16 protein-coding genes, 1 tRNA gene and 1 pseudogene are annotated in these 15477 nt (G+C 57.7%); 2 read left to right on the top strand and 16 right to left on the bottom strand.

Features of this window, described 5'->3' with window-relative positions:
• Positions 1-116 precede the first annotated feature (116 nt).
• The 8 genes from N430_RS01025 to N430_RS00990 form a co-directional block, all read right to left on the bottom strand.
• Positions 117-1076 (bottom strand): glutathione S-transferase family protein, encoded by a 960-nt coding sequence (locus N430_RS01025; RefSeq protein WP_110631935.1) that lies wholly within the window; start codon positions 1074-1076, stop codon positions 117-119.
• Between the two features lie 93 nt (positions 1077-1169).
• Complete coding sequence (locus N430_RS01020) at positions 1170-2174, bottom strand: glycosyl transferase family protein (protein WP_110631939.1); 1005 nt, start codon at positions 2172-2174, stop codon at positions 1170-1172.
• The gene (locus N430_RS01015; protein ID WP_110631942.1) at positions 2171-2506 is read right to left on the bottom strand and encodes a TusE/DsrC/DsvC family sulfur relay protein; all 336 of its coding nucleotides are present in this window, start codon (positions 2504-2506) and stop codon (positions 2171-2173) included. Before N430_RS01015 ends, N430_RS01020 begins: the two co-directional genes overlap by 4 nt.
• Positions 2503-2799 (bottom strand): sulfurtransferase complex subunit TusB, encoded by a 297-nt coding sequence (tusB, locus tag N430_RS01010; RefSeq protein ID WP_110631945.1) that lies wholly within the window; start codon positions 2797-2799, stop codon positions 2503-2505. Before tusB ends, N430_RS01015 begins: the two co-directional genes overlap by 4 nt.
• Positions 2799-3158 (bottom strand): sulfurtransferase complex subunit TusC, encoded by a 360-nt coding sequence (gene tusC, locus N430_RS01005; RefSeq protein ID WP_110631948.1) that lies wholly within the window; start codon positions 3156-3158, stop codon positions 2799-2801. Before tusC ends, tusB begins: the two co-directional genes overlap by 1 nt.
• Position 3159: 1 nt before the next feature.
• The gene (tusD, locus tag N430_RS01000) at positions 3160-3552 is read right to left on the bottom strand and encodes a sulfurtransferase complex subunit TusD (RefSeq protein ID WP_110631951.1); all 393 of its coding nucleotides are present in this window, start codon (positions 3550-3552) and stop codon (positions 3160-3162) included.
• Between the two features lie 87 nt (positions 3553-3639).
• The gene (locus N430_RS00995) at positions 3640-5019 is read right to left on the bottom strand and encodes a nucleobase:cation symporter-2 family protein (protein WP_103448050.1); all 1380 of its coding nucleotides are present in this window, start codon (positions 5017-5019) and stop codon (positions 3640-3642) included.
• Between the two features lie 180 nt (positions 5020-5199).
• On the bottom strand, positions 5200-5871 hold the full coding sequence (locus N430_RS00990) for a Bax inhibitor-1/YccA family protein (RefSeq protein ID WP_060511118.1): 672 nt from the start codon (positions 5869-5871) through the stop codon (positions 5200-5202).
• A gap of 132 nt (positions 5872-6003) precedes the next feature.
• Between N430_RS00990 and N430_RS00985 the strand changes: the two genes are divergently transcribed.
• Positions 6004-6091, top strand: a tRNA-Ser gene (locus tag N430_RS00985).
• Between the two features lie 222 nt (positions 6092-6313).
• Positions 6314-6900: pseudogene (locus tag N430_RS29575) on the top strand (DNA adenine methylase); the annotation flags it as partial.
• Between the two features lie 176 nt (positions 6901-7076).
• On the opposite strand, the gene N430_RS00970 reads toward N430_RS29575, so the two are convergent.
• The 8 genes from N430_RS00970 to N430_RS00935 form a co-directional block, all read right to left on the bottom strand.
• A complete protein-coding gene (locus N430_RS00970; RefSeq protein ID WP_110631957.1) occupies positions 7077-9068 on the bottom strand; it encodes an acyltransferase family protein in 1992 nt (663 codons plus the stop codon).
• Positions 9069-9233: 165 nt separating this feature from the next.
• Positions 9234-10370 (bottom strand): dTDP-4-amino-4,6-dideoxygalactose transaminase, encoded by a 1137-nt coding sequence (gene rffA / locus N430_RS00965; protein WP_110631962.1) that lies wholly within the window; start codon positions 10368-10370, stop codon positions 9234-9236.
• 83 nt (positions 10371-10453) lie between these two features.
• Positions 10454-11320, bottom strand: a complete 867-nt coding sequence (locus N430_RS00960; RefSeq protein ID WP_110631994.1) for a class I SAM-dependent methyltransferase — start codon at positions 11318-11320, stop codon at positions 10454-10456.
• The gene (locus N430_RS00955) at positions 11313-11681 is read right to left on the bottom strand and encodes a hypothetical protein (protein ID WP_110631997.1); all 369 of its coding nucleotides are present in this window, start codon (positions 11679-11681) and stop codon (positions 11313-11315) included. Before N430_RS00955 ends, N430_RS00960 begins: the two co-directional genes overlap by 8 nt.
• Positions 11682-11705: 24 nt before the next feature.
• Positions 11706-12392 (bottom strand): formyltransferase family protein, encoded by a 687-nt coding sequence (locus N430_RS00950; protein WP_110632000.1) that lies wholly within the window; start codon positions 12390-12392, stop codon positions 11706-11708.
• Positions 12389-13318, bottom strand: a complete 930-nt coding sequence (locus tag N430_RS00945) for a glycosyltransferase family 2 protein (RefSeq protein ID WP_110632003.1) — start codon at positions 13316-13318, stop codon at positions 12389-12391. The genes N430_RS00950 and N430_RS00945 overlap by 4 nt, the downstream gene beginning before the upstream one ends.
• Entirely contained in the window at positions 13315-14004 is a 690-nt protein-coding gene (locus tag N430_RS00940) for a WbqC family protein (RefSeq protein WP_110632540.1), read from the bottom strand. The genes N430_RS00945 and N430_RS00940 overlap by 4 nt, the downstream gene beginning before the upstream one ends.
• An 8-nt stretch (positions 14005-14012) precedes the next feature.
• Complete coding sequence (locus N430_RS00935) at positions 14013-15278, bottom strand: hypothetical protein (protein ID WP_110632006.1); 1266 nt, start codon at positions 15276-15278, stop codon at positions 14013-14015.
• Positions 15279-15477 lie beyond the last annotated feature (199 nt).

The following is a 15477-nucleotide window of genomic DNA, read 5'->3' as shown; positions in this document are numbered from 1 at the left end:
TGCAGCCCTTCGCGGGCAAGCCCGCTCCCACAGGTGCTGCACAAGGTTCACTGCCTGTGCTGTACCTGTGGGAGCGGGCTTGCCCGCGAATGGGCCGCCAGGCGGCCCCAGCTATTTCAAGCCTGGTAGATCCCTTTGCCCGCCAACCGCTCCCGATCATGGGGCTGGTTGAAGTCTTGCAGCGGCCCCTTGGGCACGATCCCGTTCGGGTTGATGGTCTTGTGGCTCATGTAGTAGTGCTTCTGGATATGCTCCATATCCACCGTCCCAGCGACCCCCGGCCACTGGTACAGCTCGCGCAGCCAGTTGGACAGGTTGTGGTAGTCGCTCAGCCGGCGCAGGTTGCACTTGAAGTGCCCGTGGTACACCGCATCGAAGCGCACCAAGGTAGTGAACAGGCGCACATCGGCCTCGGTCAGGTACTCGCCGGCCAGGTAACGATTGCGGCCCAGCAACTCTTCTAAATAATCCAGCTCGTTGAATACGTCATCGAACGCCGCCTCGTAGGCATCCTGGGTGGTGGCGAAGCCTGCACGGTACACGCCGTTGTTCACCGCCGGGTAGATGCGTTCGTTCAGTGCCTCGATAGTCGGGCGCAGTGGCTCGGGGTACAGGTCCAGGGTATTGCCGCTCAGCTCGTTGAACGCGCTGTTGAAGATGCGGATGATCTCCGACGACTCGTTGTTGACGATGCGCTTCTCTTTCTTGTCCCACAGCACGGGCACGGTCACGCGGCCGGTGTAATGCGGGTCGTCCTGGGTGTAGCGCTGGTGCATATACTGCAGGGCATCGAGGTGGTCGCCGGTGGAGCCTTGTTGCTGGTCGAAGGTCCAGCCATGGTCCTGCATCAGCCAGCTCACCACGGATACGTCGATCAGCGGCTCCAGGCCTTTGAGGGCGCGGAAGATCAGGGTGCGGTGGGCCCATGGGCAGGCGAGCGAAACGTACAGGTGATAGCGGCCGGCTTCCGGAGCGGGCAGCTGATTGCGACGCTGGGCGTTTTCGCGCTTGAAGGTGCCGTCCTTGCCGTTTTCATACCACTGGTCGTGCCAGCGGCCGTCGATCAAAAGGCCCATGGTGAGCTCCTCGGAAACAAAGTTGTTTGTCGTTGGAGCCCAGTCTAGGGCAAATAGTTCGAATAACTAGCGCAAAGACCGCACCCTTATCATCTATTTATTCGATTGGTTACGTGCGGCCCAATAACCACGTGCGGTAGCAAAAGCTTGTTCGCGATCCTGGCCCAGACCACGCAGCGCCAGGGCCATGGTTGCCACCACGGCCATTTCGCCGTAGCTGTCTTCGGCCTCGCCACGCCAGACCGCCAGTAGCTGCTCGGGCTGCAGGCTCGGTGGTTTTACATGGCGGCGTTCGCTCAGCGCCGGCCACTCCTCGTCCCAGGCTTCGCCTGCACTGGTGCCGTAGAGGTGGCTGATGACATCTGGGTTGACCTCGATCTCACCGCCATCGCCCTTGATCACCACGGCATGGTCGCCGAGCAGGCGGCTGGCTTCACGGTGCACCGCCTGGTAGCCGGGGTGGAAGATGCTCTGCAGGCCGCAGCGTGCGCCCAATGGGTTCAACACCCGTGCCAGGGAATGGATAGGCGAACGCAGGCCCAGCGTGTTGCGCAGATCGATCATCCGCTGCAGTTGCGGTGCCCAGTCGTGCAGCGGGGCGAAGGCCAGGCGCTGCTGGTCGAGGGCCTGGCTGACCGCAGGCCAGTCACGGCACAGCGGGATCTCCAGCAGCGCCAGCAGCTGTTCGGTGTACATGCGCCCGGCGGTGTGCGCGCCGCCGCCGTGCATGAGGATGCGCAGGCCGTTGGCTGCCAGGCACTTGGCGCTGAGCAGGTACCAGGGCAGGTGGCGCTTCTTGCCGGCGTAAGTCGGCCAGTCGATGTCCACGGCGATGTTCGGCGCATGCAGGTGGGTACGCAGGGCTTCGGTGAACCCGGCGAGCTCCTCGGCGCTTTCTTCCTTGTGCCGCAGCAGCATCAGGAAGGCACCCAGCTGGGTGTCTTCGACCTTGCCTTCGAGCAGCAGGGTCATGGCGGCGCGGGCTTCTTCGCGGGTCAGGCCGCGGGCACCGCGCTTGCCTTTGCCAAGGATGCGCACGAATTCGGCGAACGGGTGTTCGGCCGGGGTTTCCAGGGTCAGCGGGCGGGCGTCGGTCATATGCAATTGGTCGGCTTGGGCAGGCCCGCCAGCTTGGCGGCGAGTTTGGCGGGGGTGCCGTTGAACAGGCGGTTGAGGTGCGGGCTGTTGCCCTTCTCCGTGCCCAGCTTGAGCGCGGTGTACTTGATCAGCGGGCGGGTGGCCGGCGACAGCTGGTACTCGTTGTAGAACTGACGCAGCAGGTCGAGGATTTCCCAGTGGTCGGCGGTCAGGGCGATGCTTTCGCGCTCGGCCAGCGCCTCGGCGACCGGGCGCGACCAGTCTTGCAGGTCGACCAGGAACCCGTCCTTGTCCAGGGCGATGGCGCGATCGCCAACGTTCAGCGTACTCATAGCCAGCTGTTGACCTTGTCGTAGTGCAGCGAAAGCTCGACAAAGGCCTGGTAGTCCACGGCCTTGGCCAGCGTGCTGCTGATGGCACGGGCCTGCAGGTCTTCGTCGAGGGCGAACAGGCGTTGTGCCAGGTTGGCTGCCTGCAGCTGACGTTGAGTGTCACTGCCGTCGCGCAGGGAATAGACCGCATCGCCGCACAGCAGCACGCCGTCGTCAGCGCCCAGCAGGCGCAGGCAGCTGTCCAGGCGCTCGTCGCCGAACGGGGAGTGGGATAACACGTGCAGGGTTGGCATCAGAGCGTCACCACTTGGTCGAAACGGGCAATCAGGGCTTGCAAGGCTTTGTCGTCCAGCACTTCCACCGGCAGCTCGAGGGCATCGGCGGCCAGGCCACGGCGCGTCAGACTGTGCTGGCAGGCGAACAGCTCTTCGACGCCGAACATCGGCAGCGCCTGCAGGTTGGCGGCGAGGTTCTTCTGCTCCACGGCGGTCGGTTGCTGGCCGGGCGCTAGCTGGAACACGCCGTCATCGAGGAACAGCATGGCCAGCGGCAGATCGAAGGCGCCGCCGGCCAGGGCGATATCCAGCGCCTCCCGGGCGGACGGGCCGTTCCACGGTGCCTGGCGGCTGATGATCAACATGGATTTGGCCATTTCAGTCGCCTCCGAAGCAGACCAGGCGGTCGGCCGTTTGTGCAGCTTCATGCAGCTGGCCAAGACCAGACAGCTCCCACGGCTTGGGCAGGTTCACCGCCGGGCGCTGGTAGCGGCTGGCTTCGGCTTCATCGAGCACGCCACGGCGCAGGGCAGCGGCGATGCACACCACCGCGTCCAGCCGGTTGATCTCGATGAAGGCCCGCCACTGGGCGGCGATGTCCTGTTCATCCTGGGGCGTGACCACGTTGGCCGAGGCGCTGTGCACCCCGTCCTGATAGAAGAACAGCCGGGCAATCTCATGCCCGCCAGCCAGCGCCGCCTCGGCGAAGCGCAAGGCGCGGCGCGAGGAGGGCGCATGGGCCGGGGAAAAAACCGCGATTGCGAATTTCATGGGCAACTCGTGCAAAGGAATGCCGCCATGATAAAGCAAAAAGCCCGCGCAAGTGGGCGCGGGCTTTGTCGGCAGGGCAGGCGCGGATCAGGCGTTTTCCTTGCTCTCCGGCAGGAACCAGTTCAGCACCAAGGCGCAGATACCACCGGTAGCCACCCCCGATTCCAGCACATTACGAATTGCCGCTGGCATGTGCGCCAGGAACTCCGGCACCTGAGCCACACCCAGACCCAGCGCCAGCGACACGGCGATGATCAGCAGGGCACGACGGTCCAGGCGAGTACTGGCCAGGATATTGATGCCCGATGCGGCAACCGCGCCGAACATCACCATGGCCGCGCCACCCAGCACCGGCTCAGGCACAGCCTGAATCACACCGGCCACGCTCGGGAACAGGCCCAGCAGCACCAGCATGACGGCAATCCAGATACCGATATGGCGGCTGGCAATACCGGTCAGCTGAATCACCCCGTTGTTCTGGGCGAAGATCGAACTCGGGAAGGTGTTGAACAGGCCGGCCAGCAGCGAGTTGGCACCGTTGACCAGCACGCCGCCCTTGATGCGCGACATCCACAGCGGGCCTTCGACCGGCTGGCGCGAGACCTTGCTGGTGGCGGTTACATCACCGATGGCTTCCAGCGAAGTCACTAGGTAGATCACCAGCATCGGGATGAACAGTGCCCAGGAGAAGCCCAGGCCGAAGTGCAGCGGCGTCGGCACCTGGAACAGCGCAGCTTCGTGCATGCCGGTGAAGTCCAGGCGGCCGAGGTAACCCGCCAGGGCGTAGCCGACTGCCAGCGCGATAACGATGGCACAACTGCGCATCCACACCACCGGGATGCGGTTGAGGATCACGATCACCGCCAGCACGGCGCCCGACAGCAGCAGGTTTTCGCCGTTGGCAAAGGTACCATTGGCCATGGCGCCGAAGCCGCCACCCATGCTGATCAGGCCGACCTTGATCAAGGTCAGGCCGATCATCAGTACGACGATACCGGTCACCAGCGGGGTGATCAGGCGTTTGACGAACGGCAGGATGCGCGACACGCCCATTTCGACGAACGAGCCCGCAATCACCACACCGAAGATCGCCGCCATCACGCTTTCGACCGGCGTACCCTGCTTGACCATCAGCGCGCCACCGGCAATCAGCGGCCCGACGAAGTTGAAGCTGGTGCCCTGCACGATCAGCAGCCCGGCACCGAATGGACCGAAGCGCTTGCACTGGACGAAGGTGGCAATGCCGGAGATCACCAGCGACATGGAGACGATGAGGTTGGTATCGCGAGCCGAAACGCCCAATGCCTGGCAGATCAGCAGGCCAGGGGTGACGATTGGCACGATGATCGCCAGCAGATGCTGCAGCGCTGCCAGCAGGCCGATCAACAGCCGTGGCTTGTCCTCAAGGCCAAGTACCAGTTCGTTGGCAGGCGCCGTGGCGCCCGGGCTGTGTTCGTGTGAGCTCATCGCTGAAGCTGCCCCGGAAGAAAAAAGGAGCGCATTCTACGGGCAGAAGTGCGATTGCGGTAGGGGAATGCACGATACCGGCAAGATCGGCGATCATTTGCACAATTATCTGACTTTTAAGTCAAAGAATGGGCGCAAAAAAAGCCCGCCGAAGCGGGCTCTTCTGTAAAGCCAACCCAATCAGTCGTCGCGGCCCATGATGCCGAACAGCTGCAGCAGGCTGATGAACAGGTTGTAGATCGATACATACAGGCTGATGGTCGCCATGATGTAGTTGCGCTCACCGCCATGAATGATCGCGCTGGTCTGGAACAGGATGCAGACCGACGAGAACAGTACGAAGCCAGCGCTGATCGCCAGTTGCAGGCCGCTGATCTGGAAGAAGAAGCTCGCAACCACCGCGCCCAGCAGCACAAAGAAGCCAGCAGTGATGAAGCCGCTGAGGAAGCTCATGTCCTTGCGGGTGATCAGCACATAGGCCGACAGACCACCGAACACCAGCGCGGTCATGGCGAAGGCCGAGCTGACCACTTCGGCGCCACCGGCCATGCCCAGGTAACGGTTGAGGATCGGGCCGAGGATAAAGCCCATGAAGCCGGTGAGGGCGAAGGTGGACACCAGGCCCCAGACCGAATCACGCAGTTTGTTGGTCAGGAAGAACAGACCGTAGAAGCCGATCAGCACGACGAAGACGTTCGGGTAACCGACGCGCATCTGCTGGGCGACGAAGGCCATGACACCGCTGAAGGCGAGGGTGAGTGCCAGCAGGCTGTACGTGTTGCGCAGGACCTTGCTGACCTCCTGCTGCTCGGCTTGCTGGCCGTGGTGTACGGCGTAATCCTGTTCGCGCATGGCGACACTCCTTATGGATCCATGGTTTTGGACGTTCAGATGCAAGCAGTCTAACAGAGGCTTCGCAACCCGCGACACAGAGAGTTTGACAGCGTGTTTCATTACGGTATTATGGCGGCCGCAAAACGAGCTGGAAGCGTGGCCGAGTGGTTTAAGGCAACGGTCTTGAAAACCGTCGATGGGCAACTATCCTAGAGTTCGAATCTCTACGCTTCCGCCACTAATTCTTATTAAAGCCCTGATTTTTTCGGGGTTTTTTTATGCCTGCAGTATCTCAGCTCATCCTCCAGCCCATCCTTTGGCCTCTGGCTTTCGGTGGATTTCTGCAGAATTTCCGCTGAACGGCGACCCTTCACCCTGGGCGTCTTATTGCTTTCGAGGAGCCTCTCAAGCGGAAGCTGTCTCAGTTTGCCTCCCCGAAAATCTGCAGCATTTTCTGAGAGGTCTCGTGCGCCAGTTCAAGTGGGCGTTCAGCTCCCGCCAGATCTTCGAGTGGCAGAAGATCACGCGCCCCGAGGCCCTCACTGATATCCAGCGCGCCGCCCGCTTCTTCTACCTGCAGCATCACGCCTTCGGCGGCAAGGTCACCGGGCAGACGTTCGGTACCACCACCACCGGACCGGCCATCAACCTGCTGCGCATAGAGAAGAGCCTGTCCGCCGCCTGGCAACGCCTCGCCGGCACCTACGTGGAGAACCTGTCCTGGCTCGCCTGCGCCGAGCTCTACGATCAAGCGCACACGTTCTTCTACATGGCCCCCCTTACTGGCAGACCGCCGGCTATGGTGTCGACTTCCCCTTCGAGGAGTATCAGCGCATGGCCGACTTCATACGCCGGTGCAAGGGTAAGGTGATGGTCAGCATCAACGACCACCCGGACATTTGGCGTGCCTTCGATGGCTTCCACTTCGAGTGCCTGGATATTCGCCACAGCAACACAAACCAGCGCCAAGGCAAGGCGGAGGTGACTGGAGAACTGGTGATCATAAACTGGAGTCGCCATCTAAACAAAAAGGCGCCAAAACCCTGATGCTTCGAGGCTTGGACGCCTTTTTCCGTTCCTAATGCAGCACAATTGGTGTGTGTAGAGAAACTTCGTTGCCTACACATTCCATCAATTGAGTGATGATCCAATGAGAAGCGCATAGCGGCTACTGCATGCCGCATCTCCAAGACCGTTAGATTGAGAGCGTTGCATCTCGTTAGTCAGTCGTGTGATTGGGCGGAGCTCCTAGGCTGTAGTGCTTGATGCATATGTCTCGATATGAAGAGGGAGGCATCCGTGGTCGGATGCCCGTAGTCCCAGCTGGTCAGCTTTGATGCATCATCGGTGATATGAGTGAGGCAGCCATCGCTGTTGCAGAGGATGTCGAAAACGGACGCATACGAGGCGCCTGAATTCTCAACTGCCTCCCTCAAGTCTCCCTCCATATCTCTGACAGCCTGATTCAAGCCTGAGGTGAGGCGGCTGGGTATTTGATGTCTTGGGAAATCGCTTTCCCAGCTTTTGTATACGAGCTTCGAAAGGACATCCAGCCATTCTGGTGCCGGGCCGAGAACGATGATCCTCGATACACCCGCAGATGAAATCGCCTTGATCGTTCGAGTAAGCTTCGCCTGGTCTTCCGATCCTGCTGCCCAGTTTGCGCGATAGCGGCCCCATGCTCCGAACAACACAACGGTCCGCGGCTTGATGCTCCCCAGTTTATCCAGGATGTACTGGTTGCTCTGCTGGCAGAGGGAATCACCAAAGTTCAAGATGGGCGGGCAGGCGCTTCTGGTTGCCTGCAGAATCGACTCCGAAGCACCTATGTCTGCAACGATCCCGGGGTAAAGACGGGCAGCATGGGAGTCGCCCCACACCAGAATGCCTTCGCCCTGACGGTTACCCGATAGGCATTTGGGTGCAAATCCGTCGTATGGATCGGTCATTGACAGCCAGCATTCTGGATAGCGAGCATCGGTCGTGAAATCGTATTTAAAATCTGCGATTGCTTGAATCTCAGCCGGGAAACGAGACGGTAGTCCATCCGACTTGAATGTCGCAAACCCGGTTATTCCAACTCCAGCCAGCGCGATCGACAGGAAACCAACTGAGGCGCGCGGATTTAGCTTGCTGCGTATCGGTTTCTCAACGAAGCGGTAGGTCAACCAAGCCAAGATAACGCTTGCGATAACTGCGGCGATCCTCACGGGTGTAGACGGCGTGGCGCTGTCCATCATTCTGGTGAAACTCAGGAGCGGCCAGTGCCAAAGGTACAGCGGGAAGCTGATCAGGCCGAACCAAACCATGATCCTGCTAGAAAGAAGGGTTTTATTAATCCAAGAAAACGGCCCCGCTGCGATGATAAGAGCGGCCCCGACTGTTGGCAGGATTGCCCACCAGCCAGGGAATTGATCATCCTTGGTTGTCAGCGCAATTGCTGTCACGATCAGCATCATGCCGAGCAGGGAAAGAAAGTTTTGGAGCAATGGTCGCACCTCGTCACGGTGCAGGCGCAGCGACTTCGCAGGGTTCATCATGACAAGAGCCAGCAGCGAGCCAACAAGCAGCTCCCAGAACCGTGTTTGTGGTGAGTAGAAGGTAGAAACTTTGTCTGAACCCACACCGATTATGTTGAGGGCAAAGGAAACACCGCCCGCAATGAGTATCAGAACAAGAGGGCTCAACCTGCTCCGCCAAGCGGCCCAGACTACGAGCGGCCAGATTAGGTAAAATTGCTCCTCAATTCCGAGTGACCAGAGGTGCAGCAGCGGTTTCGTTTCGGCGCTATTGTCGAAATAGCCAGACTCGCCCAGTAACACAAAGTTGGAAATAAATGCAGAGCCCCCAGCGATGTGCTTCCCCAGTTGTGAGTATTCGTCAACCATAAGGCTGAACCAGCCGAAGGCCCACGCGGCCGAAAGCACCAGCAGAAGCGCCGGGAATATTCGGTTCACCCTTCTGCTATAGAAATCCAGAAAACCGAAGCTTCCTCTTTCAAGACTTCCGAAGATGATGCTTGATATCAAAAATCCAGAAATCACGAAAAAGACATCTACGCCGACAAACCCACCCTGCATCCATGACGGAAATGCGTGGAAAAATACAACCGACAGCACTGCGACAGCCCTTAGCCCGTCAATGTCAGGCCGATACTTCGGATGGGCCGACAGCGTGCTAGAGATCTGCAGCCCAGTCTCGGTAAAAAGGGTCATGTTTGAGTTTGATCCGTTTTTCTGAACCGTTCTTCTTAATGGTGAGCATCTTAACAGTGCTGCCAAGGCTTCCAGCCACCAAACGGGCATTTTTTGCCTTCACAGATTCCGGAGCTTGACTTTGGGAGGATGGATTTTAACTCCGGCGCCACGCACCGCCCGCAGTCAGCGCGTCGCGCGCTCAAGTGCATACATGACTTGGGCTTGCTGCTCGGCTGAGATGCCCACCCATAGCGGCAAGCGTATCAGCCGGGACGACTGATTAAGGGTTACGTCTAGCGCTCCATGCGTCCGCCCGTGCCTCCGTCCTGCAGGCGAGTCGTGCAAGGGAACATAGTGAAACACAGCCTGAACACCTTGCTGTTTGAGGCTATCGAGCACAGCTTGGCGGTTAAGTTCGGGGGCCAGCAAAACGTAGTACATGTGCGCATTGTGCTGGCAGTCGGCCGGTATGATAGGACGGCGGATCGCCCCGTATTTTTCTAGAGACTGCAGTGAGGCGTGATATTGCTCCCAGGTGGCCAGTCGCTCATTGGTGATTGATTGGGCTTCCTGCAGTTGCGCCCAGAGGAAGGCGGCAGTGATCTCTCCGGGTAGAAATGAGGAGCCCACTTCTTGCCAGGTGTACTTGTCGACTTCACCACGGAAAAAACGGCTGCGATCAGTGCCCTTCTCGCGGATGATTTCCGCTCGCAGCGCTGATGCTTGTGAGTTCACCAACAAGGCGCCGCCTTCGCCACAGATGACATTTTTGGTTTCGTGGAAGCTGAAGGCTCCAAAGTCACCGATGGAGCCCAGCGCGCGCCCCTTGTAGTTGGCCATCACGCCTTGAGCCGCATCCTCGACAACTTTCAGGCCGTGCCGCGCAGCGATGCTCATTAGGGTGTCCATTTCGCATGCAACACCCGCGTAGTGCACCGGGACGATAGCGCGGGTCCTGGCCGTGATTGCTTCTTCTACAAGGGACTCATCGAGATTGAGTGTGTCTTCTCGGATGTCGACAAAGACGGGCACGGCACCACGCAGCACGAAAGCATTTGCAGTCGAGACAAAAGTAAAAGAGGGAAGTATCACTTCGTCCCCTGGTTGCAGTTCCAGTAACAAAGCCGCCATTTCCAGGGCCGCTGTACAGGAGTGCGTCAACAATGCCTTGTTAGTGCCTGTCTGCGTCTCTAGCCATTGATGGCAACGCTTAGTGAAGCCACCATCGCCGGCGAGTTTGTTGTTGAATTTAGCCTCGGCAATATAAAACAGTTCCTTACCTGTCATGTACGGGCTATTGAATGGAATGATGTCGGCCATGGCTACCCTTGATTGTAAATTAATAAGTGAGGCAGTAAGCACTCAGACATCTGATTGATGCTGCCACGTGATACTAGTCATTGTTAGTGTCTACGGATTCGGCAGTCTATAATCGGTTGCATAGTGGCGGGAATGAGCATCAAAAGCTTGTGCAGGCGCAACGCCACCATCCGTTTGATCATGGCGCAAACAAGCGGGGAGCGTCGACGGGCGAATAGCGGATCCTTCAGTACCCGTTCGAACGCGTCTACCAGCATGCGGCGATCAAAAGTTGCCTGCATCTGTCTCGAGCGGCGAGCAATGCCAGCAACCTGTGGGACGGTGATCCAGTTGAGTGACTGCCATGTTCCCGCAGGGTCGGTCACCCGAGTACTGTTGAAAATTCGAGCACCCAGCATTTTCTCGGTCAGTTTCTTGGAAAATAGCGTGGGCAGGTTGAAGTGGGGCTCGTAGGGGAACAGGTAGTTAGCACAGGTGAAGCGATAGATCCCGCCGAGCTTGAGGCTATCTGTGATGCGTTCGAGCGAGATGCTGATATCGTCCACGTGTTCCATCACATTAACTGAAAACCCATAACTGAACGTGGCGGGTTGATGCAATTCCTCTGCACGCATCGAGCATAGCTTCGGTGCAAATCCGCCTTCTTCAGCGCTCTGCAGAACTGCCGCACGCATCCGCTCGAAATGCGTGAATCCGGTGCCGGTCGGTTCCAGTGCTGTAACCTCATAGCCTTCCTTTGTCAGTTGGCTGCTGAGAAGCATCGCGCCGGCGCCTACTTCCAGAATGGCACTGCCAAGGGGAAGTCGCTCCAGATCGGAAGCAATGAGGCGCCGGCCGAACATTGCTTCTTCCGCGTACGTGTCGAACAGTGTCTGGGCCTCTTCATCGGGCATGCGTGTGCGCAGCTCGGCGAACCACAGCTGCATGCTTTTGAGCGCTGAATCAAGCATCGGCTGACACCCCGAGCAGAATGCCTGCCAAAATTAGCAGTGCAGCGATGATCTTGATCAAGCTCACTGTTTCACCGAGGATCAGGAAGCTGCCCAGCAACACCAGCAGGAAAGTGCTGCCTATGTAGATGGGAAAAGCGACAGCGAGTGGCAGGCGTGCCACCACGAACAGCCATACGAACGATGCCAGCAAGGCGGCAGCATATGCCGACATCAGGATGGGGTCTTTCAAGAAAGCCAGCAAGCGACCGAGCAAACTGTCGGCTGACTCCCCTGCGCCGGCCTGGGTGCGCCACTTCACGATCAATTGACTGTAACTCACCAGCAAGGTGACCGGCAGGATGGCTAGATAATAGTTCATGAATGGCTTTCCGAAGCGCGGTCCTCAACGAGCGGGACTGGGGTAGTCAGCAATGCGTTGCCACATGTCGTCATCTATGGGTCCTTGATCAAAGGCCAAGCCTGGATTGCTCAGGACAGTACGACCATGGACGAGGTGAGTGCCACAGTATCTGACTGGCGATCCCGTGTGTAAAAGAATCGCATTGAGCAAGCACAGACAACCTGTGCGAAATACAGTGTCCATGACCGATGGCAGTGTGTCGCCCTGCTGCAGCGGGATAGCAGATTGCACCAATGGAGGGCCTGTATCAACGCCGAAATCGACCAGGTGAGCGGTTGTTCCGATAAAAAGGCTGCCCGCCTGCAGTGCGGCTTCGACCGGCTTGGTCCCGATCATCGCTCCATAGGCCGGTAACAAGGAGTAGTGCAGATTGAGTAGACGTTTGGCAAAGGCTTGAACGACTGCAGGGTGGATAATGCGATGAACATTGGTGATGATGATATCGACGGATGCGGCTTCTAGCAGTCGTAGCAGTGATGCTTGCCCGGGTTCGGTGAAATCAATGATTTCGTTGGGCAGCTGGTTTTCGCACGCAAAGCGGTTTGCGAGGCACTCTCGGTCGGTAACTACCATGACCAACCGGGCAGGCAGCAAGCCGAGCCGAATGACCTCGGCGATAAAGCGAAGGTTGCCACCGCCGCCGGAACAAAGGAAAGCGATCCTGATCATTCCTTTTTCCTTTGATAAACCTGCCGAATGATGGAATACGGGCGTTGCTTCACCTCGGAAAATATCTTGGATAAATAGATGCCGATGATGCCCACCGACGATATCAACATCCCCCCGATTAGCCAGATGGATGCCATTAAAGAGGTCCATCCACTCAGTGTGCGGCTGAAGAACAACCAGTTGAGCACCAGGTATACATTGGCCGCCAGTGCCAATACCGATATGAATGCCCCAATGTAAAAAATTGCAGTCAGTGGTTTGTTGGAGAACGATGTAATCGAGTTAACCAGAAGCGCTATTTTATGCCGCAAAGTATATGTGGATGTTCCGCGGCTGAGTTTGTGGACTACGAACGGTTCTTGAACGAACCCGGTGATATGCCAGAGACCGGCCATGAATACTTCGCGTTCTTCATGTCGTACCAAAGCATCGACATAACGACGAGTCATCAACCGGGAGGTCGTGATGTTGGGGGTAAGGGACATGTCAGTGAGCGCATTGAACAGGCTCCAGAACCAGTTCCCGCTCCACTGTTCAAACAGGCCCCCCTTGCGGCTCTCCTGCACGCCATAGATGACGTCTGCCTGTCTGTCTGTCAGCGCTTGGGCAAAAGCGGCCAGCCACTCAGGGTGCTCTTCCAGATCGCTATCAATGAGGTAGACGAGGTCCGCCGAGCTATGCGCCAGTCCGGTCATCATTGCCTTGTGGTGGCCAAAATTGCGCGATAGGTCCAGCAACACAACATGAGGGTCATGCTCGGCCAGCGCCATCGCCACTTCCAGCGAATCGTCAGGAGACCCGTCGTTGACAAGGATCAGTTCATAGTCATCGCCGGCAAATTCGGCTGCCGCAGCGCTAGCGCGACGGTGAAACTCTGCCAAATGGGGCGAAGATTTGTACAGGGTGGATACGATGGCAAGCTTCATTTGTGCACATGCTTCATGTATGCAGCGGTTTCTGATCCGCAATTGAACAGCAAGTCAAGAATGCTGACCTCATGCACGAAATCCCCCCACAGCTGAGGATATGGGGGATAGCCAGCGTAATCGAAGTAGGTCACCGTTATACCCTCCTGGGCAAATAATCCTTCGTCAATGTAACTGCGTGCCGCCCCCCCTGTCACATATTCGGTAGCCCCGGCCTGTTTGCACAGATTGACCAGCTTCTCGCTTTTTCCTCCCTCCAATACGTAATCCGTGGAGCGCCTCAGGCGGGTGGAGATGCCCAGAAACGTGCATATCCCCTCTAGCAGAGATTGGTTGACGTCCGACAGATTGTTCAGGGCGTTTGCATAGAGGGGTTCCAACCACGCGGCGATTTCGTCGAAGCAAGGGCTTCGACGATAGTTGGCTTCCAGCGTGCTCCAGTGTTTGGCCGCCCACCGAGGGTCATTGATGGAGACGTCGCAAATACGACGATGTATATCAGCGCCTACCGGGATGCTCAACCAGTGTAGGCCTTGAGGCGTCTTTATCTTGTTGCGATTACGCCAGTCATTTTTCGTGTACTGCATTTCATCGTAGTAGATGAACTCGTCCACACGGGCCATCAGGTCCACATAGCCCTTCCAGGGAATGTAGTTCGACTGCAGAATTGCGATTGACTTATTCATGGTTCTAACTATCCCGCCCTGCTGCCAAGCATGCCCCATGCGGGGTAATAGCAATCGGTGCAATGGCCCGCTTGGGCGATTTTGGTCAGGTTGAACTGGATCAGGAAGGCAAATAGTAACAACCACAACACAAAATGCTTGGCGAATACCGCTCGCGTAGCGAAATTGATCGCCACCCAACTGACCAAGGGTCCAATCAGCAATGCGTCATACAAATAGGGGTGAATGGATACCGCCTGAGGCCAGAACAGCAACATCAGAAGATAGACTGAGAATGCGTACGGTATGCCTTGCATGCCATCCGACTGGCCCGGCGGCGGCAGGATTGCCCCCGATACTCGCCAGCAACAGGCGAATTGCAGTAACAGTACTGTCGCAGGGAGCGCAATCATGTACCAAGGGCGATTGAATTGCGGCGCTACCACGGAGTCGATGAAGTTGCCAAAGAAGCGCATGTCTCCATCCAGGCCGGAGCGAAACAGCCACGTGCTGTTCTGGCTTGAGAAACCCAGGACCTTGGCCACCAGAACAGGTTGCAGGTAAGCGGCGACGGAAACCGCCATGAGCACCCCGCAGACTTTGAGTCTGTGTCTGTCGCTAGGATTGACCAGCAGTGTCATTGCCAGCATGAACATGCTAAACAACGCACCCGCCATCGGCATGACCAGGCAAAGCGACAGGGCGCAGATCCAGAATGTTTTGCCTTTAGCGTCGTCCCGCTCAAGCAGAATGCTGGTCATCAGCAATACAGGGAAGACGAAGACAAAGCCATTGTCGACATTGAACTTTCCGAGCGAAATCCAGAAATTTGGAAGGGTCAGGAAATACAGCAGGGCAGCTAATACCAGCAAGTAATTACGCCCATCATTGCTGATTGCGAGCTGACGTCGGATCGTGAACCACATCGCGCCCAGCGAAGCGAGCATGGCCAAGATAGCTGCTGTTGTTCGCGGGGGCAGGGAGGGCACCCACTCTTGCAACAGGAAAAGGCCCCGCATGAAGATGAGGTAAAGAGTAGAGTGGTTGGCGTATGCCTCATGCTGGGCGTAAGCGTCGGGGTTTAGGAAAGTCAGGAAACCATGTTCGAACCAAGGCATTCTGCCCCAAACAGGAAAGGTGTAATCCCTCAAGCGCTCTGGGGCTGCGTCGAACCGGTCGACCATGGCATGGAAGCCCAGGTGATAGACGAGTACCAACCCGAGTAAAAGGGTCAAGAAAAATGTAACGTCAAGGCATATGCGCTTTGAAAATGGGGAGAGTGCAAGATCTTTCATGGAAGATAAGAACGCGTCCTTAGTTTTTTTCGATCATACACGGGTTTCTCAACTTCCAATAAGGGGTTGGCAGGCGCTGTGGTACGCATGCCGCCTGTTCAAGTACACCGAGCCAGAGCCGAACAACTCAATTTCACGAGATCCTGCGGCCGGCCAAGAAGTAAGGGGGAGGAGGGGCAGAACGCCGGGGGAGGGTGCT

Source organism: Pseudomonas sp. CC120222-01a, assembly GCF_003097235.1.
Lineage (GTDB): Bacteria > Pseudomonadota > Gammaproteobacteria > Pseudomonadales > Pseudomonadaceae > Aquipseudomonas.
The sequence above is the reverse complement of the archived record's forward strand: the minus strand, read 5'-3'. Positions and strand labels throughout refer to the sequence as shown.

Excerpts from the sequence above, each read along its gene's own strand:
- N430_RS01025 (WP_110631935.1), bottom strand. The coding sequence starts at position 1,076 with ATGGGCCTTTTGATCGACGGCCGCTGGCACGACCAGTGGTATGAAAAC.
- N430_RS01020 (WP_110631939.1), bottom strand. The coding sequence starts at position 2,174 with ATGACCGACGCCCGCCCGCTGACCCTGGAAACCCCGGCCGAACACCCG.
- N430_RS01015 (WP_110631942.1), bottom strand. The coding sequence starts at position 2,506 with ATGAGTACGCTGAACGTTGGCGATCGCGCCATCGCCCTGGACAAGGAC.
- tusB (WP_110631945.1), bottom strand. The coding sequence starts at position 2,799 with ATGCCAACCCTGCACGTGTTATCCCACTCCCCGTTCGGCGACGAGCGC.
- tusC (WP_110631948.1), bottom strand. The coding sequence starts at position 3,158 with ATGGCCAAATCCATGTTGATCATCAGCCGCCAGGCACCGTGGAACGGC.
- tusD (WP_110631951.1), bottom strand. The coding sequence starts at position 3,552 with ATGAAATTCGCAATCGCGGTTTTTTCCCCGGCCCATGCGCCCTCCTCG.
- N430_RS00995 (WP_103448050.1), bottom strand. The coding sequence starts at position 5,019 with ATGAGCTCACACGAACACAGCCCGGGCGCCACGGCGCCTGCCAACGAA.
- N430_RS00990 (WP_060511118.1), bottom strand. The coding sequence starts at position 5,871 with ATGCGCGAACAGGATTACGCCGTACACCACGGCCAGCAAGCCGAGCAG.
- N430_RS00970 (WP_110631957.1), bottom strand. The coding sequence starts at position 9,068 with ATGACCCTTTTTACCGAGACTGGGCTGCAGATCTCTAGCACGCTGTCG.
- rffA (WP_110631962.1), bottom strand. The coding sequence starts at position 10,370 with ATGGCCGACATCATTCCATTCAATAGCCCGTACATGACAGGTAAGGAA.
- N430_RS00960 (WP_110631994.1), bottom strand. The coding sequence starts at position 11,320 with ATGCTTGATTCAGCGCTCAAAAGCATGCAGCTGTGGTTCGCCGAGCTG.
- N430_RS00955 (WP_110631997.1), bottom strand. The coding sequence starts at position 11,681 with ATGAACTATTATCTAGCCATCCTGCCGGTCACCTTGCTGGTGAGTTAC.
- N430_RS00950 (WP_110632000.1), bottom strand. The coding sequence starts at position 12,392 with ATGATCAGGATCGCTTTCCTTTGTTCCGGCGGCGGTGGCAACCTTCGC.
- N430_RS00945 (WP_110632003.1), bottom strand. The coding sequence starts at position 13,318 with ATGAAGCTTGCCATCGTATCCACCCTGTACAAATCTTCGCCCCATTTG.
- N430_RS00940 (WP_110632540.1), bottom strand. The coding sequence starts at position 14,004 with ATGAATAAGTCAATCGCAATTCTGCAGTCGAACTACATTCCCTGGAAG.
- N430_RS00935 (WP_110632006.1), bottom strand. The coding sequence starts at position 15,278 with ATGAAAGATCTTGCACTCTCCCCATTTTCAAAGCGCATATGCCTTGAC.